The sequence below is a fragment of the Hymenobacter lapidiphilus genome, assembly GCF_003417065.2.
GTDB lineage: Bacteria > Bacteroidota > Bacteroidia > Cytophagales > Hymenobacteraceae > Hymenobacter.
In genome coordinates this window covers 1-19,961 of the sequence record NZ_QVLT01000021.1, presented here as the reverse complement: position 1 = coordinate 19,961, position 19,961 = coordinate 1, and the positions used below count along the sequence as shown (strand labels likewise).

Genomic DNA, 19,961 nt, shown 5'->3' with positions numbered 1-19,961 from the left:
TCTTCCTGCATGAAACAGCTGCTGGTAGCGCTTTACCGGTTTACCCGTGAGTTACTGGCCGCATTGTACCGGGGCTTGCACGGCCACGGCCACCTGGTGGGGGTGTTGCTGTTGGGCATAGCCGTACCGTGGCTGATATTTTTGAACGTGGCCGAAGATATCTGGGAGAGTGGCGGTTTCGTCGGCGACCAGTCTATTTTGGAGTGGCTGCATGCCCGTCAGGCTCCCGGCCCCGACCAGCTGGCGCTGTTCTTTTCCCGGGTCGGCGGAACCAGCATCATGACCGTTGTGAGCCTGGGTATCGGGGGGCTGCTGCTGTGGCGGCGGCAGTGGTCGGCGGCCTGGTTTTTTGCCCTAGCGGTGGGCGGGGCAATGGCGCTCAATATAGCGGCCAAGCTGCTGTTCGGGCGGGCCCGGCCGGCCCTCTGGGAGTCGATTGCGCCAGAAGGATTCTACAGCTTTCCGAGCGGGCACGCCATGGGCTCGGCGGCACTGGCCGCCGCAGTGGCATTTCTGGTGTGGCATACGCCCTGGCGCTGGCCGGCCGTGGTGCTGGGTACCCTGTTCGCGCTGGGCGTGGGCCTCTCGCGCATGTATCTGGGCGTACACTTTCCGTCCGATGTGCTGGCTGGCTGGTTCTGCTCGGTGGGCTGGGTGGCTAGTCTGTACGTGCTTTTCTCGCCCTATCTGGTCCAGCTTCGGAGGTGGTGGCGGCAGGTGCGGGGGCGATAGTGAATGGTTGCGGCGGCGGTGCCGGCGGGCAAGTCGTGTGCCCTCCGGAGCCTGATTATATTACACCAGGCCAAAGTCAGCCCACAGGCGCTGCCGAAGCACCCGGGAAAGCCTTCCTTATCTCATCACCATTTCACCTGCTTGCATATGTGGTGGATTTACGCGCTCCTCTCAGCCCTCTTTGCCGCCCTTACGGCGGTGCTGGCTAAAGTCGGTATCAGGGGCGTCGACTCTAACCTGGCCACGGCCATACGCACGGCCGTGGTGTTGGTGCTGGCCTGGGGTATCGTATATTTTCGGGGCGGCCTGGAGGGTGTTTATAGCCTCACCCGCACCAACTGGCTGTTTCTGGGGTTCTCGGGCGTGGCAACGGGGCTTTCGTGGCTGTTCTATTTTCGGGCGCTGCAATTGGGTAAAGTATCCCAGGTTGCGCCGGTCGATAAGCTGAGCGTGGCGCTGGCCATTGGGCTCTCGGTGCTGTTTCTGGGAGAGAAGCTGACGCTGCACACCGGCATCGGTGCGGGCCTGATAGTCCTCGGTACGCTGGTGCTGATTTGGGGGCAGTGAGGGCGGCGGCGCCAGCCTGATATTTACCCCGCTATTTCTTCTCCCACTACTTCGCCACGCACAAAACGGGCTACCAGATCGGGCTGGGTAATGGGTAGCATGTGGCCGCCCTCAACCAGCTGCAGGGTGGCGCCGCGTACGCTCCCGACCAGTGCCTGGCCGTTGGTGGTCCAGTCGAGCACGGCATCGTGGCGGCCGTATAGCACGCGCACGGGCAGCTGTAGCTCGGGCAGGCGGGCCGTGAGGGTGGGCAGATAGGTGGGCAGGGCTTCCAGATCGGCAATGGTTGCCAGAAACTGGGCGGGCTGCAGGCTGAGCATACCGCCCGCTTTGGTGGCATAGTCGTGGGGCGGAGTTTCGGGTCCGAACAGGACCTTCATTACCTGCGGGCTGCGGCGCATGGAAAGCGGCGTGGCCACCGTCCAGGCGACGAGCTGCCGCTGCCAGCGCGACGGAATCATCAGTCGCTGAAACATGGGCGGCACCGTTTCGGGCAGCGCCGACAGCGGCGCAACCAGGGCCAGGCCCGCCACGCGGCTGGGGTGGTTGAGGGCCAGCGCCAGCGCCACGGCACCACCCATCGAGTGGCCCACTACCAGCGGCCGGCCCAGGTCCAGCTTGTCAATCAGGGCCGCCAGCGTGTTGGCCTGGCTAAGCAAATCGGCGCTGGCGGGCCGCTGCGAGTAGCCCGAGCCCGGCCTGTCGACCACCACCACCCGATAGTCGGCCGCCAGCTTTTCTACCACCCGGTACGTGAACTGGCCCATCTGACCGCCCAGCCCATGCACCAGCAGCAGTACCGGCCCCGCGCCCTGCTCGCGCACGTGCAGCCGCCCACCGGGCAAATCCACGAACGAGCCGCTGGGCGGCAGCGCCGCCCGCACCTTGCGGGCCGTGCGATGCGTAAACAGCACCAGCCCGCCCAGCGTTGCGCCGCCCAGGGCCAGAATCGAGTAGGCAGTAGTTTTGAGAAGCTTCATGTTGGGTTTTCTAAGAGGGGAAGTTCTTTGGTAAAAGGAAGCTGTTTAGAAAGTCAAACGACCGGTCATGCTGAGCGCAGCCGAAGCATCTCTACCGCTTCGTTGTAGTAGTAATTCAAAGAAGCGGTAGTGATGCTTCGACTGCGCCTCCGGCTACGTTCAGCATGATGTTCTTTTGACTTTCTAAACAGCTTCAAGGTCTTCAGTTAAGCGCTAAGTGCCCGGCATTCGCCCGGCTGGTCCTATTTGCAGCGTGCCGTCGTTGATGCGGGTGTAGCGGATATTGAGCAGGTCTTTGAGGTAGTTCTGATGGACAAACCAAGGGCGGCGGGAGCCCTGTTGGGGCAGCTCGCCGGTAGCCCGTTGCACGTAGCCCGACGAGAAATCGAGCAGCGGCCGGGCCAGCAGGTCGTTGGGGCGGCGCGGTACGGCAATGGCCAGCTGGTGGCGGTCGAGGTAGCGCAGCAGGCGGCAAAAGTAGTTGGCCGTCAGGTCTACTTTAAGCGTCCAGGAGGCGTTGGTGTAGCCGAACGCCATCAGCAGATTGGGCACGCCGCTCAGCATCATGCCCCGGTAGCTAAGGGTTTCCGATGGCTGCACCGGCTGGCCATCAACGGTGAGCTTAATGCCGCCCAGCAGCTTGATTTTGAGCCCGGTGGCCAGTACCACCAAATCGGCGGGCAACTCCCGCCCCGATTTCAGCCGCAGGCCGCCGGGCGTAAACCGCTCCACCTCGTCGGTGACCACCGCGGCCCTGCCCTTGCGGATGGCCCGGAACAGGTCGCCGTCGGGCACTAGGCAGATGCGCTGGTCCCAGGGGTTGTAGCGCGGCGTAAAATGGGTGGCTACATCGTAGTCGGGGCCGAGCTGACGGGCTGCCAGGCGCACGAGCTGCTGCTTAACCAGCGCGGGCCGGCCCCGGGCAACGGCATACTGCACAATGCCCAGCAGCACGTTTTTCCAGCGCGTAAGCCGGTGGGCGAGGCCGCCGGGCAACCACCGCCGGAGCCAGTTGGCCAGCTTATCTTCGGAAGGCTGGCTGACCACAAACGAAGGGGAACGTTGCAGCATGGTAACGTGGGCAGCCACTTTTGCCATGGTAGGAACCAGGGTAACGGCCGTAGCCCCGCTGCCCAGCACTACCACCCGCTGGCCGTCGTAGTTCAGGTTTTCGGGCCAGAACTGGGGCTGCACAATGCGGCCCCGGAAGTCGGCTTCGCCGGCAAATTCGGGTCGGTGGGCCTGCTCATAATCGTAGTAGCCGCTGCAGGCGTACAGAAACCGCGCCTTTAGGCTCTGTTGCTGCCCGTTGTGCTCAACCGCCACGGTCCAGCAGGCGTCCGCACTCGACCAGGCGGCACTCAGCACCTTATGGCCGAACCGAATGTGCCGGGTAATACCACCTTCTTCGGCCGTTTCGCGCAGGTAGTCGAGGATGGCCGGACCGTCGGCAATGGCCTTGGGGTTGGTCCAGGGCCTGAACGAGTAGCCCAGCGTGTGCATGTCGGAATCGGAGCGCACCCCCGGATAGCGGAACAGGTCCCAGGTGCCACCCAGCGCCGGGCGCGCCTCCAGAATCTGGTAGGTTTTGCCGGGGCAGCGCCGCTGCAGCACATGCGCCGCCCCAATGCCCGACAGGCCCGCGCCCACTATCAGCACATCAAGCAACTCGTTTTCTGGGGTCATAGGCGCTGTTTTAGACTTTCGTTCTAACGCTTAGTGGGCAACGGCTCAATAACCGAAAAAATATACCGGCCCGCCTATCGCCTCGGTCGGGTAGGAAAACGAGCTGATGTTGCCCTTTGCCAAATACCGCATAGCCGGCAGTCGGTAGCCAGCACCTATACGAGAGCTGTTTAGAAAGTTAGCAAACTCAAGTTGCACAGCACGATGTGGGGGCGGGGCAAGCCCCGACATCATGCTGCGCAACTTGGGTTGGTTATACTGTGTCGTGGCCCTCGGTGGCCAGCTCGCGCAGCAGCTGGCGCAGGCCCGCCGGCTCCTGCAGCAGCCGCAGTACCTGGGCCAGGTACTCGGCCTCCGCTTTCAGGTGGCGCTTAAGCTGCCGGATTTCCTGTTCGCGCTTTTTGCCGGTGGTAGCGCCCAAGCCGTTCTCACCGTATTGCAGCGCCTGAATCTGCTGTTTTAGCTCGGTTTGCTGCTGCTGCAGGGCCTGGGTATAGCGAGCCAGCAGCGTGTCGTTGGTCTGGTCGGGGGGGGCGGTTTCGGCCAGCAGCTGCAGCAATGTGTACAGGTCGTTGGCTTCGTAGGCCTCCGTAATGCGCTGCATAAGCTGGGTGCGCTGCCCATGGGTGCTTTCGTCGCGGCTCAGGTCGGGATGATGGGCGCGGGCCAGCTGGCGGTACAGGGTTTTGGTATTGGCCAGCAGCGCCTGCTCCTGGGTACGCGCTGCCTGGGCGGCAGCTTCCTCGGTTCGTTGCTGCTTGGTTTTGCGCCGGGCCCGGGCTGCTTCGGCGGCCTGCTCGTGCGGGGCCTGCCCGGTTGCGGCGGCTGGCGGCGGCCCGGCCGTTTCCGGGGCCTGCTGCTCGTCTTCGTCCGCATCAGCGGCGCTGCGGCGCGGGGCGTATTTGCGCAGCATTTCGGCGGCATCTTCCCCAAACCGGTCCTGCAGGGTGCGGGCATTACCCAGCAGCAGGGCTGTAATCTGCTGCTGCTCCAGGCGGCTGAAATAGTCCAGCAGCAGGGCCTCTTCCAAGGGTGAAAACAGCTCCTGCCGGGCCTGTACCACAGTTTCGGCGGCCGGGCCTACCTGCTGCCAGTAGCGGCGGCGCGCCTCGGTCTGTGCCGCCTTCAGCTCCCGCAGCCGCTGCCGCAGCCCTTCTACCCGCGCCACGGCATCGGCAAAGGCCTGTTGCGCCGGCGTACCGGGGGCCGCCGCCGAAGCCGGAGCAGGCAGCGAATTGGCCGCAGGCAGATCGGTGTAGGGGTTGTGCAGGTGCATGGTGAGCGGGTAGTGGAGTGAGCAGGGCAAAGATACTGTCATCCTTTCGCCGCCTCATCCCCACAGCTCATACGCCACCCGAAACGTGTTGCAGTGCGCGTCCACAATGTCGGCCAGCCGCTCGGAGTAGCCGCCGCCCATGCTCACGGCCACAGGCAGCTGGTGTTGGTAGCAGCGGCCGAGCACGTACTCGTCGCGCTGGCGGCAGCCGGCGGGAGTGAGGGCCAGCTTACCAAGCTTGTCGGTGGCCAGCACGTCTACGCCGGCCAGGTAAAACACGAAATCGGGCTGTACTTCGGCCAGCAGCCGGGGCAGCGTGTCGGCCAGCACCCGGAGGTACTCGGTGTCGGTGGTGCCCAGGTCCAGGGCTACGTCGAGGTCCGATTGCTCCTTGCGCAACGGGTAGTTGGCCCCGGCGTGCATCGAAAACGTAAACACCCGCGGCTCATCCCGGAAAATGCTGGCCGTGCCGTCGCCCTGATGCACATCGAGGTCCACGACCAGCACCTGCCGGGCCAGCCGGTGATGAAGCAGGTGGGCGGCGGCAATGGCTATGTCGTTGAGCACGCAAAACCCCTCGCCCCGGTCGCGAAAGGCGTGGTGGGTGCCCCCGGCCAGGCTCAGCCCAACGCCCTCCTGCAACGCCCACTGCGCCGAGGCCAGCGTACCGGCCGCACTGCTCAGCGAGCGGCGCGTTAGCTCCGGACTTTGCGGCAGGCCCAGGCGGCGCACCTCGGCCGCGCTCAGCTGCTGGTCGCGCACCTTATGCCAGTAATCGGCCGAGTGCACGCGCAAAATGTCTTCTTCGGGACAGAAGCCGGGGTCGTAAAAATCAGCTTCGGCGGCTATGCCCTGCCACAGCAGCTGCTCCCGAATCAGGCCGTATTTGGCAATCGGAAAGCGGTGGCCGGCCGGCAGGGGCAGCGTGTAGCGGTCGGAAGTAGCGAGGTGCATACAGGATGGCTGGCTCCGGCTGCGGTTAGGGCTGGGGCAACACGGCCACCGCATCGTCGACGTGGATGAGGCCACCCTGGATGATGCGGGCAGTGAGGCCGCCGTGGCCGCGCATGGCGTTGTAGCCACCGGGCCCGAGCTCCTCTTCCATGCGCGAACAGGGGTGGCACTCCCCCGTAATTTCGAGAATAACTTCGGCACCGATGCGGATCTGCCGGTTTTTCAGGGCCAGCAGGTTCAGGCCGCTCACTACCAGGTTGCGGCGCAGCCGGGCCGGATCGAGCGGCCCGGGCAGACCCAGAAAGCCTGCCACGGCGGCCAGGTGTTCGTGCTGAATGAGGGTGATTTGACGCTTGCCGCCGGGGCGGGGGCGGGCATGGTCGCCCAGCAGGTGGCGGTCGGTTTCAGCCTCGGCCTTTGCTGCCACCAGCATGGCTTCGCGCCGAACCGGGCGCAGGCCAATCCATTCGATGCGGCCTTGCTGAGGCAGCGTGCCCAGCAGCCGGGCAATGGTCGATTTATCGTCGCCGAAGAAAGGAAAGGGCATTTTGTAAACGCAGAAATTGAAAACTCAGAACGATGGGCAGCTTTTCCGTGCAACCCAATCTACAACCCTAAAAAATCCCAACCTGCAATTAACTTGGCTACCCCGTAGGCCGCCCCGGCAGCCAGCGAGCCGACGCCGGCCATTTTGAGTGCCCCCCACACGGGCGGCTGGCCGGTGAGGCGGCTGCGCAGGTAACCGAAAACCAGCAGGCACACCAGCGTTATCAACGCCGACCAGATCAGGCCTTCGGTGGGCGTGGGCGTGAAAAAGTAGGCACTCAGCGGAATCAGGCCGCCCACCACGTAGGCCCCGGCAATGGTATAGGCGCTTTTGGGCGCCTGGCGTGGGTCGGGCTTTTCGAGGCCCAGCTCGTACTTCATCATAAAACGTACCCATTGGTCGGGGTCGGCAGTCAGCTCGCGCACGGCCAGGGCGCGGGTGCTTTCCGACAGGCCGATTTCGGCCAGTAACTCGTCTACCTCGGCCCGCTCTACCTCGGGCACGGTGGCTACTTCGGCGTACTCGCGTTTCAGCTCAGAATCGTAATGTTCCACTTCGGTGCGGCCGGCCAGGTAGCCCCCCAGGCCCATGGCAATGGAGCCGGCCACTATTTCGGCCAGCCCGGCCGTAATCACAAGGCCCGATGAGTCTACGGCCCCGCTCAGGCCGGCGGCCAGCGCGAACGGCACCGTCAGTCCGTCGGCAAGGCCGATAACAATATCCTGGAGCATGGCCGAACTGCTCAGGTGGCTTTCGTCGTGTGGGTGGATGTGCGGGTGTGGCATACGCAACGGTTAGGAAGAGGATAAAACGTGTACCGGATAACTAACCTACGCCTACGTCCTACGTATGCTAAACCAACCGGACGGATTCGTGCCGGCATTATTCTCTGATTTTTTCTGACCTCTTTACTTATGGCTAAATCAAACGCCACCACCACGGCAAAAAGCGCTAAAACCAAAGGCCCTGCGTCCAGCATCCAGCCCATCCTCAACCAGCAGTTCGATGCGCCCAAGCCGCTCCAGAAGTACGGCACCGTATCGCAGCGGCTGCCTATTGGCCTCGACGAAAAAACGCGTCAGCAGAGTGTAACCCAGCTCAACCAGCTGCTGGCCGACACCATGACGCTGCGCGACATGTACAAAAAGCATCATTGGCAGGTAGTAGGCCCCACGTTTTACCAGCTGCACCTGCTTTACGACAAGCACTACGAGGAGCAAAGCACTATTGTGGATACCATTGCCGAGCGCATCCAGATTCTGGGCGGCGTGGCCATTGCCATGGCCCACGATGTGGCCGAGCTGACCACTATTCCGCGTACGCCCCGCGACCGGGAGGAGGCCCCCATTCAGGTGTCGCGCCTGCTTGAGGCGCACCAGATCATCCTCAAAAACTGCCACGACTATGCCAAACAGGCCGATGAGGCCGGCGACGATGGCACCAACGACGTGGTGGTAAGCGATGTGATGCGGACCAACGAACTACAGGTGTGGTTTGTGTCGGAGCACATGGTAGACACACAGCTGGTTCGTTCCGAATAAGTATTGCCTGCTGAGTAAGTGAAAAAGGCTTCTTCCCGCTGTGGGAAGAGGCCTTTTTCGCTTATTCAGCAGGAAGTGTGGGCTGGCCGCCCCGACGGTGGCGGCGGTGGCGGCGCTTTTTTAAGTGGTTTTCCTCGGCTTCCTCTACCGAATGCGTCCGGCCGAGGTTGTGGTCCCGACGTGCCTTTTCGGCCAGCAGGCAGAAGTAGTTATGGAGCATGTGGATTTCCTCCTCCGAAAAATCCTGCGCGTTGATGAGGCGGTTGCTGGCTCCTTTATGGGATGCCAGTAGCTCGTTGAGCTTGAGGTGCAGCACCAACGAATCTTTGTTCTGGGCCCGCTGAATGAGAAATACCATCAGAAAGGTGACAATCGTGGTGCTCGTGTTGATGACCAGCTGCCAGGTTTCGGAGTAATGAAACAGCGGCCCTGTAGCGGCCCAGGCCAGTATGGTAGACAGCGCCAGGCAAAAGGCCGCCGTGCTGCCCGACCAAGTGGTGACTCTGGCGGCAAACCTGGCAAAAAAGTGCGTGGTGCCCGCCGGCGCTACGGAAGAAGGGGGCTGCATACGAGAAAGATAGGAGAGGCGGCAGAAGCAGGAGTTATTACTAAATATAAGTCCATTAAATGAATGCGGAACGAAATTTTTACGCCTGACAATGAGCCCTAAGCAGTGTGCCGATGCATTATCTGACGGAAAAACGCGGTCCGTGCTTGCACCCTGACTTCCGACCCCCTACTTTTGTCATCGATTCGCCGCCTCAGCGAGTCCGGAGGCTTCGGCTTTCGAATAAGAAAGAGTGCTTGCCAACAACTGCGCACGTGGTGAAACTGGTAGACACGCCATCTTGAGGGGGTGGTGCCTTCGGGTGTGGGAGTTCGAATCTCCCCGCGCGCACTCTTGCAGGAAAATCCGCTTCGGCTTTGGCCGGGGCGGATTTTTTGTTTCTGGGCCGGCCAGGAGTTGAGGGTGGCCGAAAAACTTTGGCTTTCTTGGCGCGGCAAACTACATTTCTCCCCGCCTTCACCATGCAACTGCCTTCCCTGCAACACCTGGCGGCCGAAACGGCCCGGGTGGCCCGTCGCTTCCCACTCACGCTGCTGTGCGCTTTCGTGCTGTGCGGCGCGGGTTTCTACCTAATTCAGCGCGATACGTCCGCAGGTCCGCAGGAAAACGAATTGTCATGGCTGTTTCCACTGCTGTCGGCGGCGGGACTGGGGCTACCGCTCACGCTGGCCCTGGCCCTCATGGCCGAGCGGTACGGGTGGCGACCGGGCACACATGCAGTTGTGCAATTGGGGGGACTGGGGCTGTTAGGGGTTTGGTACGCGCTGGCGCCTGCCGAGCCCAACCTCATCTGGGTCCTGCGGCTAGTGCTGCTGCTGCTGGCGGCCCACTTGGCCGTGGCGGCCGGTCCCTACCTGGCCGAGCTGCGCGGCGCGGCCGATACGCCGGGCTTCTGGCGCTATAACGAAACGCTGTTCCTGCGCATTCTCACGGCGGGGCTGTATTCGGGTGTGCTGTTCGGGGGCTGCGCGCTGGCGTTGCTGGCCATTGATAACCTGTTTGGGGTGAAGCTGGACGGCCGTTGGTACGGTTACCTGTTCGTGGGGCTGGCCACGGTGTTCAACACCTGGTTTTTCCTGGCCGGCGTGCCCGCTAGTTTTGCGGCCCTGGAGCAGCCGGCGCCCTACCCCAAGGGCCTGAAGGTGTTCACCCAGTTCGTGCTGCTGCCGCTGGTTGTGCTCTATTTCGCGATTCTCTACGCCTACCTGGGCCGCATTCTGCTCACCTGGACGCTGCCGCAGGGCTGGGTTTCGGTGCTGGTGCTGGCCCTGGCGGTGGCCGGCATCTTCGCGCTATTGCTCATTCACCCCATCCGTCAGGCGGCCGAAAATGCTTGGATAAGCACGTTTGCCCGCTGGTTCTACCGGGCGTTGTTTCCGCTGCTGGGGCTGCTGGCCGTGGCCATCGGCACCCGCATCAGCGAGTACGGCATTACGGAGGAGCGCTACTTCGTGCTACTGCTGGCCGGCTGGCTGCTGGGCATGGCCGCGTACTTTCTGTGGCGCCGGGGCCAGGGCATCATCTGGATTCCGGCCTCGCTGGGGCTGCTGGCGCTGCTGGCCGCCGGCGGACCCTGGGGTGCGTTTGCCGTGGCCGAGCGCAGCCAGCTCGGGCAGCTGCGCGACCTCAGCCAGCAGTTCAACCTACTGCAAAACGGCCACCTCGACGGCGCGGCCCAGCGGCAGCCGAATCTGCCCTTCAAGGCGCGGCAACGCCTAAGCTCCGTCTTTGAATTTTTCGCCAACCGTGACGCGCTACCGCGGCTTCAGCCGCTATTCGCGGCCTCGCTCACGCCGCCCGATTCGATGCGTAACCTTCCGCGGCAGCAGCAGCGCCTACCAAGAACCGACTGGAAGGAGCGCCCATTCACGCTTACGGGCTACGACCGGATTTCGCGCTACGCCACCGAAAAGGACTCCCGCGAGTCAGTCCAGCGAGTGAACTTCGGGACGGAAAGAAGTGGCGATACCAATGAAGTGTACGACTTGGGCAACGGCCGCTATTGGATCAACGACATCAACGTGTACGAGTACAACGGGTTCGCTGCGGCTGGTAAGCCGGTGGTCTGGATTCCGTTGGCAGATAATAGCAGTTTCCGGCTGCGGGTGCTTCGTTTCGGGCAACAGCTGGTGCTGGAGCAGCGTCAGGGCCCTGGCCAGTGGCAGCAGCGGCTGGCCGTGTCGCCGGGCGCGCTGGCCGATTCGCTGGCCACTGTCCATGGCCGCAACCCCGCCGACTACCGGGTCAACCTAACTACCAAAAACCTTACGCTCCGCGCCACCAGCCCAACTCTCACCCTGCAACTCTACTTAAACGATTTAACCCGCGAGCAGCGAGGCGACACGGTGCGCTACAACTACTCGGCCCGCGCGCTGCTGGAGGTGAGGTAAGCCAATGCCGGGGCGGCGCAGAACGACGTAGGGTGCGGGGCTTAGCTGCGCTGTCCTATGGTTGGCCCCGCCCGCTGTCAGAACGCTTCACGTTAAACAGAAACCGTTGCCTGTCGTAGGCCCAGATTCGTGTTCTAACGGTTCGTTCAACGGCGGGCGAGGCCAACCAAAAGGCAGGGCAGCTAAGCCCCGCACCCTACGCCAAACCTCAGCTCACTTCTACTTTACTCCCACTCAATCGTAGCTGGTGGCTTCGAACTGATGTCGTACACCACGCGGTTGATGCCGCGCACCTGGTTGATGATGCGGTTGCTGACTTCGGCCAGGAACTCATAGGGCAGGTGGGCCCAGTCGGCCGTCATGCCGTCCACGCTCGTTACGGCGCGCAGGGCCACCACCTGCTCGTAGGTGCGCTCGTCGCCCATTACGCCTACGCTCTGAATGGGCAGCAGCATCACGCCGGCCTGCCACACCGCGTCGTAAAGGTTGTGCTCTTTGAGGCCGTTGATGAAGATGGCGTCGGCGCGCTGGAGCAGGTCTACTTTGTGGGGCGTGACGTCACCCAGAATGCGGATGCCCAGGCCGGGGCCGGGGAAGGGGTGGCGGTGCAGAATGTGGTCCGGCAGCCCCAGCGCCGCGCCCACCTCACGCACCTCATCCTTGAACAAGGCCCGCAGCGGCTCCACAATCTTCAGGTTCATCTTATCGGGCAGGCCGCCCACGTTGTGATGGCTCTTGATGGTCACGCCGGCCCGTTCACCGACACCGACTCAATCACGTCGGGATAAATTGTGCCTTGGGCCAGCCAACGGGCCCCGTCTACGCGCTGGGCCTCGCGGTCGAACACCTCGATAAAAGTGCGGCCAATGGCCTTGCGCTTCTGCTCAGGGTCGGTGAGGCCTTCGAGAGCTTTATAGAACTCGGCGCTGGCATCCACGCCGCGCACGTTCAGGCCCAGGTCGCGGTAGGAGTGGAGCACTTCCTCGTACTCGTCCTTGCGTAGCAGCCCGTTGTTCACGAAAATGCCGTGCAGCCGCTCGCCAATGGCGCGGTGCAGCAGCAGCGCCGCCACTGACGAATCGACCCCGCCCGAAAGGCCCAGAATTACCTGATCCTGCTCGCCAATGGTGGTTTTTAGCGTCGCTACCATGCTGTCCACGAAGTGCTCGGGCGTCCAGTCCTGAGCGCAGCCGCACACGTCCACCACGAAGTTGCGCATCAGCTGCTTGCCGTCGGTGGAGTGCGTCACTTCGGGGTGGAACTGGATGCCGTAGGTCTGCTGGCCCTCAATTTCATAGGCGGCCACGGCCACGTCGGGCGTGCCGGCAATGGCCAGGAAGCCCGCCGGCAGCGTTTTAATCGTGTCGCCGTGCGACATCCATACCTGCGAGCCGGGCGCCAGGCCGTGCAGCAGCGGGTGGTGCTGGTTGATGTGGCTGAGGCGGGCACGGCCGTACTCGCGGATGGTGGCCGGCAGAACCTCGCCGCCCTGCTGGTGGGCCAGCAGCTGCGCGCCATAGCACACGCCCAGCACCGGTACTTTGCCTAGGTAGGCGCTCAGGTCGGGGTTGGGCGAGTCGGCGTCGCGCACCGAGCAGGGCGAGCCCGAAAGCACGACGCCCCGGATGTCCTCAGTGAGGTCCGGGGCGTGCGTAAACGGGTGAATTTCGCAGTAAACATTCAGCTCCCGAATGCGCCGGGCAATGAGCTGGGTGTATTGCGAACCGAAATCGAGGATAAGAATTTGTTCAGGCATAGGCAAAAGTAGCGCTCCGATTCCAGACCCGCCGCACCCGCCCGCCCTTTTTTTCGGCACCTGCTTTCGGCCTGGCAAACCTGCTGTAGCAGCCGGGCACCCAGCAACGAATCAACCTTGGGGCTTCGTTCAATAGAAAAACAGACCTGTCGGCCCCGAGAAGCAGGTTCGGAATACCGCCACGACAAATAAACGGCCTGATAGCCTTACGCATAACGGCCGGGCCGGCAAAATTTCGGTGGCCGAGGCAGAAGCCAGCGAAACTGTAGCTACCTTTGTCATGGCGAGTCAGAACGACCAGCTCCTACTAAATTCCCCCAGGACCGGAAGGTAGCAAGGGTAGGTGGTTGAGCGGTGCGATTTTGGCTCGCTTTTTTTTGCACTTTGGATTAGCACGGTTTTCGTGGTCGGGCTTCTCTCATTATATAAGTGTCAGCAATAGCTGCTGGCGAATAATTTCAGTAAAACATAAAAGGCGGCCTATTTGGGCCGCCTTTTTGTTTTTACGTACTTTGCAACGCCGGCCGTTGCCGGCGCCGGACGCGTAGCGGGCGAGTGGACAACTGTTTCCAAAACCCGTGAAATCCGTTAAAATCTGCGCTAATCCGTGATCTGATGAAGTTTTTTCTCGATACCGCCAACCTCAAGGAAATTCAGGAAGCCGTAGAGTTGGGCGTACTTGATGGCGTGACCACCAACCCCTCGCTGATGGCCAAAGAGGGCATCAAAGGCACTGATGCCGTGATGAGCCACTACCGGCAGATTTGCGAAATCGTAGACGGCGACGTGTCGGCCGAGGTAATTGCCACCGATTTTGAGGGCATGATTCGCGAGGGCGAGGCGCTGGCCGAGCTGCACCCCAACATCGTGGTGAAAGTGCCCATGATTAAGGAAGGCATTAAAGCCATTCGCTACTTCTCCGACAAAGGCATCAAGACCAACTGCACGCTCATTTTCTCGGCCGGGCAGGCTCTGCTGGCTGCCAAAGCCGGCGCTACGTACGTGTCGCCCTTCGTGGGCCGCCTCGATGATATCGGCCACGACGGCCTGCAGCTGGTGCAGCAGATTGTGGACATCTTCAGCAATTACGGCTACCCCACGCAGGTGCTGGCCGCCTCGGTGCGCCACGTACCCCACCTGATTCAGTGCGCCGAGTTGGGTGCCGATGTGGTTACCTGCCCGCTGAACGTTATTATGGGCCTGCTTAACCACCCGCTCACCGACAAAGGCCTGGCTACCTTCCTAGCCGACCACAAGAAAGTAAATGCCTAAGGGATTTTAGGGTTTTGGTTTGTTGGGGTCCTGGATGACGTTCAACAGCTTTCTGCAGGAACGTCATCCAAGGCCCCAACAAACCAAGACCGCAAGCCCCCATCATGTACATCATCAAAGTAAAGGGCAAGGCCAAGATTCCGGACTACATTCAGTTGCGCGACCAGGAATTTGTGCTCATTGCCTACTTCCGGGCCGACCGGCCGCTGAAGGATTTGCACCGCTACGGTCTCGAAGGCAAGGAAACCGAGCTGGCTGGCGTCATCAGCGGCCTCGAATTCGGCCGGCTGCAGAAGCTGGAAATCTAGTCTTTAGACATTCGGTGAGGGTTTGTCATTCTGAGCCTGCGAAGGACCTATACAGCCAAGCTGATTTCAGTTTATAGCTTCTGTATAAGTCCTTCGCACGCTCAGGATGACAGACTCATCCCAAGACTCCCACACTATGACCGTTATTGAGCTGCACGACGCCTACATTATGCAGGACGTGAACACGGTACTGCAGAAGGTGACGTTTGCGCTGGAAAAGGGCGAATTTGCCTACCTGGTGGGCCGCACGGGCTCAGGTAAAAGCTCGCTGCTGAAAACGCTGTACGCCGATTTGCCGCTGCCCGCCGGTACCGGCTCGGTGGTGGGCTTCGGGCTGCCCAGCAGCATGGGCAGCAGCGGCAGCGACAAAGTGCCCTACCTGCGGCGCAAGCTGGGTATCATCTTTCAGGATTTTCAGCTGCTTTTCGACCGCTCGGTGGCCGATAACCTGCTGTTCGTGCTTAACGCTACCGGCTGGAAAGGCAAGGCCCGCAAGCAGCAGCGCATATCGGAGGTGCTCATGCGCGTGGGGCTGGCCAGCGTGGCCGGCAAAATGCCCCACCAGCTTTCGGGTGGCGAGCAGCAGCGGGTGGTAATTGCCCGCGCCCTGCTGAATGAGCCGCTACTACTGCTGGCCGACGAGCCCACTGGCAACCTCGACCCCGACGTATCGGACAGCATTATGAAGCTGTTCGTGGAAATCAACAACGCCGGTACAGCCGTGCTCATGGCCACCCACAACTACCAGCTCATCGAGCAGTACCCGCACCGGGTGCTGAAGTGCGAGCAGGGCCAGCTGATTGACTCGGCCGTTACGCCCTTTGCGCTGAGCTAAGCCCGTTCGGCCCAAAAAAACGGCTTCCGCTGACAACCAATCGGGCCGATTGGGCCTCTAATGGTAGGCAGCTAGTTTGCCCACCTGCCACTTTCCCACCCGCAAGCCCCTACCCGTCGCGCATGATTGGGCTCTCCGTGCTGATTCCGGTGTTTAACCACGATGTGCGGCCGCTGGTGCGCGCGTTGCTGGCGCAGGTACCCGATTGGCACGGTCCCGTCGAAATCCGCTGCCTCGACGATGGCTCGCAGGAATCGTTCCGGGTGCTGAACCGCGAGCTGGCCGAGCTGCCCGGCGTGGTGTATGCCGAACTGGAGCGCAATGTGGGCCGGGCGGCCATCCGCAACCAGCTGGCGGCCACCGCACGCTATGCCTGGCTGCTGCTGCTCGACAACGACAGCCGCCTGCCTGACGACCAGTTTCTGGCCCGCTACCGGGCGGCCCGCCAGTTGGCCCCAGTGCTGGTGGGCGGTACCTGCTACGAAACCAGCCCGCCGCCCGATGCCGCCCTGCACCTGCGCTGGCTGTATGGCTGCCGGCGCGAAGCCCGCCCGGCCGCCGTGCGCCAGCGCGCCCAGCACGGCCAGCTCACGCTCAACAACCTACTCATCCAGACTAGCATTTTCCGGGAGCTGGGGCTTGATGAAAGCCTCACGCGCTATGGCCACGAAGACACAAAATTCGGCTGGCTGCTGCGCCGCGCTGGCATAACCGTATGCCACCTCGACAACCCCGTGCTGCACGACGGCCTGGAAGCCGCCCCGGTATTTCTGCAGAAAACCCACGACGCCGTGCGCAACCTCGTGCAGCTTTACCGCGCCGAGGGCCTGGGGGCCGATACCCGCCTACTGGGGGCCGCCCTGCGCCTGCAGCGCTGGGGCCTGAGCGAGGCCGTGCGTACCACCTTCAGCCTGCGCCAAACCCAGGTGCAGCGCAACCTGCTCTCGGCCCGCCCCAGCCTGCGCCAACTCGACGCGCTCAAGCTCTATTGGCTGCTGACTGAGCTGCGCTGAACGGAACCGGCGGTGAGGTAACCTGAAATTCGGTAGGATAGCCGTAGCGGAACCAACGTAAAAGCGCCGGCCCTTCCGAAGAAGAGCCGGCGCTTTTACGCTTGTGCTGATGGCTGCGAATTAATCGTTGTCGGTGTTTTTAACTTCCGACTTCACTTCTTTGTAGGCACCTTTCACGGCTCCGCCTACTTTCTTACCCACGTTGGCGGCGCCTTTGCCAACGTCTTTACCCGCCTCTTTTACATCGGAAGCGGTATTGCTGACGGCACGACCTACGGCCGAGCGCTCGTCCTGGGTTTCGTTGGCTACTTCATTGGCCGCGCCTCCAATGGCGTCGGCTCCCTGTGCTGTGCGCGCTTCGGCCTTATCGAATGATTTGAAGGCGGCGTACTTCAGCTTTTCCTTCTGAATCTCGGCCAGATCATTAACCGGAATGTCGCCTTTTACTTTGTCGTAGGCCTCATCGAGCGCCCGCCACTCAGCGTTGATGTTGCGCCAGTCGTTGATGTCGTATTTGTCCTCGTTCTGCTTGATATCATTAACGAACGACTCGTACGTCTGGCGGGCGTTGGCAGCCGTTACGCGGGTGGCCGGCGAGCTGCGCTTGTAGTACTTGCCCAACTGCATTTCGCCCGCCGAAGCCATGCCCGAACGGCTGGTCCAGGAGGCCTCGCGCTTATCATAGGCCGTGGTGTAGCGATTGCGCAGCTGCTCGATTTCCTGACGACGCGTGTCGTCATACTGGTCGGCGTATTTGTCTACGGCTGCCACCCGGCTGTCGAAATCGGCCTTCATCTGGGTTGTTTCGCGGTTGTAGTCCTCCTCGGTTGCATTGGCCGCAGCTTCTGCTCTGGTCTCGGCGTCGGAAACGAAGGTCTGAAAATCGTTGTAGGCCTGGTCTTTATCGGCGGCCATTTCGGTTTGCTGAGCGTTGCTGCAGCTGGTTTGCGTGAACATACCGCCGGCCAGCAGCAAGGCCGATAAGGCCGGGATGGTGAGGGTTTTGCGAAGCATAAGAGTGGGTTTAAAGAGGAAAGGGAAGTTGCCGGAGAGAGCAAAAATGGCCGGAGCCTTTGGGGTCTAACGCAAACCTGCAACCTGCGGTTGCGGTGGTTTGGGGTGCGGGTACGTTGGGCACAGTCCGGTGTGGCGCGCTGTATATTTACCACTCCGGTTGCTTTTTTTTTGATTTTGCCTTTGTCTGTTTCGCCCTTGCCTGCCGTGCCATCCGTCCCCATTCAAATGCTCGATTTACCAGCCCAGCACGCCCCACTGCAAGCCGAGCTGATGGCCGCCGCCGCCGCCTGTCTGCACGAGGCCGCCTTTATTCAGGGGCCGGCCGTGGGGCAGTTTGCTGAGGAGCTGAGCCAGTATCTGGGTGGCCCGCACGTGGTGCCCTGCGCCAACGGCACCGACGCGCTGCAGTTGGCCCTGATGAGCCTAAACCTGCCGGCCGGGGCCGAAGTCATTGTGCCGGCCTTCACCTATGTAGCCACCCTGGAAGCCGCCGCCGTGCTGGGCCTGCGCCCCGTGCCGGCCGATGTGCTGCCTGGCACCTTCAACCTTGACCCGCAGGCTGTAGCTGCCGCTCTCACGCCCCGCACCGGCGCCATCGTGGCCGTACACCTGTTCGGGCAGTGCGCCGATCTGGCTGCCCTGCGCCAGCTGGTCGACCAGCACGGCGTGGCGCTCATCGAAGATAATGCCCAGGCCATTGGAGCTACGTTTCGGGCTGAAAATGGGGCCATCTGGGTAGCGGGCACGGTGGGAGAGGTGGGTACCACGTCGTTCTTCCCGAGCAAAAACCTGGGTGGTTTTGGTGATGGGGGCGCGCTGTTTACGCGTGATGCCGGGCGCGCCGACTACCTGCGCCAGCTAGCCAACCACGGCCAGACCCGCAAGTACCACCATCAGCATGTGGGCCTCAACTCCCGCCTCGATACGCTACAGGCGGCTCTGCTGCGCGTGAAGCTGCCGCACCTGCCCGCCTGGACCGCCGCCCGCCAGCGCGTGGCCGCCCGCTACGATGCGCTGCTCGGCGGCCTGCCGGGCCTTTCGGTGCCGGCCCGCGACCCGCGCAGCACGCACGTTTTCCACCAGTACACACTTACCCTAGCCGACAAGCCCGGCCGCCGCGATGCGCTGCAAGCGTTTCTGGCGGTGCGGGGCGTGCCCACGGCCGTTTATTACCCGCTGCCTAACCACCTGCAGCCCGGTTACGAGTACTTGGGCTACCGGGCCGGGCAGTTTCCGGTGGCCGAGCGCCTGTGCCGCACGGTTCTCTCGCTGCCCATCCACCCCACACTTACCGACGAGCAGGTGGCCTACGTAGCGGCGCAGGTGCGGGCGGGGCTGGCCGGATTGGAATAGCGGCTTGGCCCGGTTTTTTCTCTCCGCGCTGGCAGTTCTAATTTTTTCCTCCTGATTCTTTCGCATATGCGCGCTTCCTTCCTGACTATTTTACTGCCGCTGGCCGGCGTGGCTTCCCTTACCACGGCCGCCATCAACAAGCCTGCGCAGGGCTTCAATATTTTCTCGGTGCAGCAGGATATCGAGCTGGGGGCCCGAGTGGCGCGCCAGACTGATTCGCTCTATCAGGCCAAGGGCCAGCTGCTGAGCCGCTCCGGTAACCCGCGCGCCTACCAGCTGCTCGACGGCGTGGTAAAGCGCGTGCTCGACAGCGGCCAGATCAAGTACCGCAAGGAGTTTCCGTGGGATGTGAAAATCATCAAGGACGACAAGACGCAGAACGCCTTTGCTACGCCTGGCGGCCACATTTACGTGTTTTCGGGGCTGATTAAGTACCTCGACAACGAGAACCAGCTGGCTGGGGTGCTGGGCCACGAAATTGCCCACGCCGACCGCCGCCACAGTACTCAGACAATGCAGAAGCAATATGGTACCACTATGCTCCTGGGGCTGCTGCTGGGCAACCGCTCCAACGGCCAACTCGTGCAGATTGCCGCCGGCCTGGGCCAGCTCAAGTTCAGCCGCAGCTATGAAATCGAGGCCGACAAGTACTCGACCATTTACCTCAACGGCACCCGCTACTACGCCTGCGACGGCGCGGCCGGCTTCTTCATTAAAGCCGAAAAAGAAGGCGGCGCCCGCTCCCCGGAGTTCCTAAGCACCCACCCCAACCCCGGCGCGCGCGTCCAGAATATCCAGCGTAGCGCCCAGCAGTTGGGCTGCACCGGCCGCACCGTGAGCAACAAGAACTTCGAAGAGCTGAAGCGGGTGCTGTAGCGCACGTCCGGGACCGGAGGGTACTCCTTTGGAGCGAGACCACCTTACTCGCCGACTTCGGCATTAGACCCGGTTTTGGGCATTTGGTATGAGGAAAATAGCTAACCCAAGTTGCGAGGTATAAATAAGGCCAAAAAAAGTCTGTTCGGCGTGAACAGACTAAGTTTGAAGTATTCGACCCCTTCAAGCCCTGCCGACCATGCGCGAACAGACCGTTGCAATGTACTGTGTTCTCGATGATTTGATTCGTTTTACCCGCCCCACCGGGACTCCGCCCCCGCCCTCGGGCC

18 protein-coding genes, 1 tRNA gene, 1 other RNA gene and 1 pseudogene are annotated in these 19,961 nt (G+C 62.1%); 12 read left to right on the top strand and 9 right to left on the bottom strand.

Annotated elements, in window-relative coordinates; all coding sequences use genetic code 11:
• The first annotated feature begins 9 nt into the window (after positions 1-9).
• Complete coding sequence (locus D0N36_RS13005; RefSeq protein ID WP_116942124.1) at positions 10-732, top strand: phosphatase PAP2 family protein; 723 nt, start codon at positions 10-12, stop codon at positions 730-732.
• A gap of 147 nt (positions 733-879) precedes the next feature.
• Positions 880-1,299: an EamA family transporter gene (locus D0N36_RS13000; protein WP_116942123.1), complete on the top strand. Its 420-nt coding sequence runs from the start codon at positions 880-882 to the stop codon at positions 1,297-1,299.
• Positions 1,300-1,322: 23 nt separating this feature from the next.
• On the opposite strand, the gene D0N36_RS12995 is transcribed toward D0N36_RS13000, so the two are convergent.
• The 6 genes from D0N36_RS12995 to D0N36_RS12970 all read right to left on the bottom strand — a co-directional run bounded on the left by D0N36_RS12995 (position 1,323) and on the right by D0N36_RS12970 (position 7,527).
• Entirely contained in the window at positions 1,323-2,279 is a 957-nt protein-coding gene (locus tag D0N36_RS12995) for an alpha/beta fold hydrolase (RefSeq protein WP_116942122.1), read from the bottom strand.
• A 213-nt stretch (positions 2,280-2,492) separates the two neighbouring features.
• Complete coding sequence (locus D0N36_RS12990; RefSeq protein WP_116942121.1) at positions 2,493-3,965, bottom strand: flavin-containing monooxygenase; 1,473 nt, start codon at positions 3,963-3,965, stop codon at positions 2,493-2,495.
• A 253-nt stretch (positions 3,966-4,218) separates the two neighbouring features.
• Positions 4,219-5,271 carry a J domain-containing protein gene (locus D0N36_RS12985; protein ID WP_147320864.1) on the bottom strand — a complete coding sequence of 351 codons (1,053 nt, stop codon included), beginning with the start codon at positions 5,269-5,271 and terminating at the stop codon, positions 4,219-4,221.
• A 24-nt stretch (positions 5,272-5,295) separates the two neighbouring features.
• On the bottom strand, positions 5,296-6,195 hold the full coding sequence (locus tag D0N36_RS12980; protein ID WP_116942119.1) for a histone deacetylase family protein: 900 nt from the start codon (positions 6,193-6,195) through the stop codon (positions 5,296-5,298).
• Between the two features lie 25 nt (positions 6,196-6,220).
• On the bottom strand, positions 6,221-6,742 hold the full coding sequence (locus tag D0N36_RS12975; RefSeq protein ID WP_116942118.1) for an MOSC domain-containing protein: 522 nt from the start codon (positions 6,740-6,742) through the stop codon (positions 6,221-6,223).
• A 59-nt stretch (positions 6,743-6,801) separates the two neighbouring features.
• Positions 6,802-7,527 carry a VIT1/CCC1 transporter family protein gene (locus tag D0N36_RS12970; RefSeq protein WP_190242661.1) on the bottom strand — a complete coding sequence of 242 codons (726 nt, stop codon included), beginning with the start codon at positions 7,525-7,527 and terminating at the stop codon, positions 6,802-6,804.
• Between the two features lie 129 nt (positions 7,528-7,656).
• Here D0N36_RS12970 and D0N36_RS12965 point away from each other — a divergent pair, with 129 nt between their 5' ends.
• Positions 7,657-8,283 carry a Dps family protein gene (locus D0N36_RS12965; protein ID WP_116942117.1) on the top strand — a complete coding sequence of 209 codons (627 nt, stop codon included), beginning with the start codon at positions 7,657-7,659 and terminating at the stop codon, positions 8,281-8,283.
• Between the two features lie 61 nt (positions 8,284-8,344).
• Here D0N36_RS12965 and D0N36_RS12960 read toward each other — a convergent pair whose 3' ends face one another.
• Positions 8,345-8,851 carry a low affinity iron permease family protein gene (locus tag D0N36_RS12960; protein WP_116942116.1) on the bottom strand — a complete coding sequence of 169 codons (507 nt, stop codon included), beginning with the start codon at positions 8,849-8,851 and terminating at the stop codon, positions 8,345-8,347.
• Positions 8,852-9,099: 248 nt separating this feature from the next.
• On the opposite strand from D0N36_RS12960, the gene D0N36_RS12955 reads away from it, so the two are divergent.
• Positions 9,100-9,181: transfer RNA gene (locus tag D0N36_RS12955), tRNA-Leu, on the top strand.
• Between the two features lie 131 nt (positions 9,182-9,312).
• Positions 9,313-11,241, top strand: a complete 1,929-nt coding sequence (locus D0N36_RS12950) for a DUF4153 domain-containing protein (RefSeq protein WP_116942115.1) — start codon at positions 9,313-9,315, stop codon at positions 11,239-11,241.
• Positions 11,242-11,465: 224 nt separating this feature from the next.
• Here D0N36_RS12950 and guaA read toward each other — a convergent pair.
• Positions 11,466-12,997: pseudogene (guaA, locus tag D0N36_RS12945) on the bottom strand (glutamine-hydrolyzing GMP synthase).
• Positions 12,998-13,277: 280 nt separating this feature from the next.
• Between guaA and ffs the strand changes: the two are divergent.
• From ffs to D0N36_RS12920, 5 genes are all read left to right on the top strand, one after another.
• Positions 13,278-13,374: signal recognition particle sRNA small type (gene ffs, locus D0N36_RS12940), an RNA gene on the top strand.
• 238 nt (positions 13,375-13,612) lie between these two features.
• Complete coding sequence (gene fsa, locus D0N36_RS12935; RefSeq protein ID WP_116942114.1) at positions 13,613-14,269, top strand: fructose-6-phosphate aldolase; 657 nt, start codon at positions 13,613-13,615, stop codon at positions 14,267-14,269.
• Positions 14,270-14,373: 104 nt separating this feature from the next.
• Complete coding sequence (locus D0N36_RS12930) at positions 14,374-14,577, top strand: fructose-6-phosphate aldolase (protein ID WP_116942113.1); 204 nt, start codon at positions 14,374-14,376, stop codon at positions 14,575-14,577.
• A gap of 136 nt (positions 14,578-14,713) precedes the next feature.
• The gene (locus tag D0N36_RS12925) at positions 14,714-15,412 is read left to right on the top strand and encodes a cell division ATP-binding protein FtsE (RefSeq protein ID WP_116942112.1); all 699 of its coding nucleotides are present in this window, start codon (positions 14,714-14,716) and stop codon (positions 15,410-15,412) included.
• A gap of 122 nt (positions 15,413-15,534) precedes the next feature.
• Entirely contained in the window at positions 15,535-16,425 is an 891-nt protein-coding gene (locus D0N36_RS12920; RefSeq protein WP_116942111.1) for a glycosyltransferase family 2 protein, read from the top strand.
• Between the two features lie 120 nt (positions 16,426-16,545).
• Here D0N36_RS12920 and D0N36_RS12915 read toward each other — a convergent pair whose 3' ends face one another.
• Positions 16,546-17,439: a DUF6565 domain-containing protein gene (locus D0N36_RS12915; RefSeq protein ID WP_116942110.1), complete on the bottom strand. Its 894-nt coding sequence runs from the start codon at positions 17,437-17,439 to the stop codon at positions 16,546-16,548.
• Positions 17,440-17,667: 228 nt separating this feature from the next.
• Here D0N36_RS12915 and D0N36_RS12910 point away from each other — a divergent pair, with 228 nt between their 5' ends.
• Positions 17,668-18,795, top strand: a complete 1,128-nt coding sequence (locus D0N36_RS12910) for a DegT/DnrJ/EryC1/StrS family aminotransferase (protein WP_190242660.1) — start codon at positions 17,668-17,670, stop codon at positions 18,793-18,795.
• Positions 18,796-18,861: 66 nt separating this feature from the next.
• Positions 18,862-19,671 (top strand): M48 family metalloprotease, encoded by an 810-nt coding sequence (locus D0N36_RS12905; protein ID WP_116942108.1) that lies wholly within the window; start codon positions 18,862-18,864, stop codon positions 19,669-19,671.
• Positions 19,672-19,961: the final 290 nt, after the last annotated feature.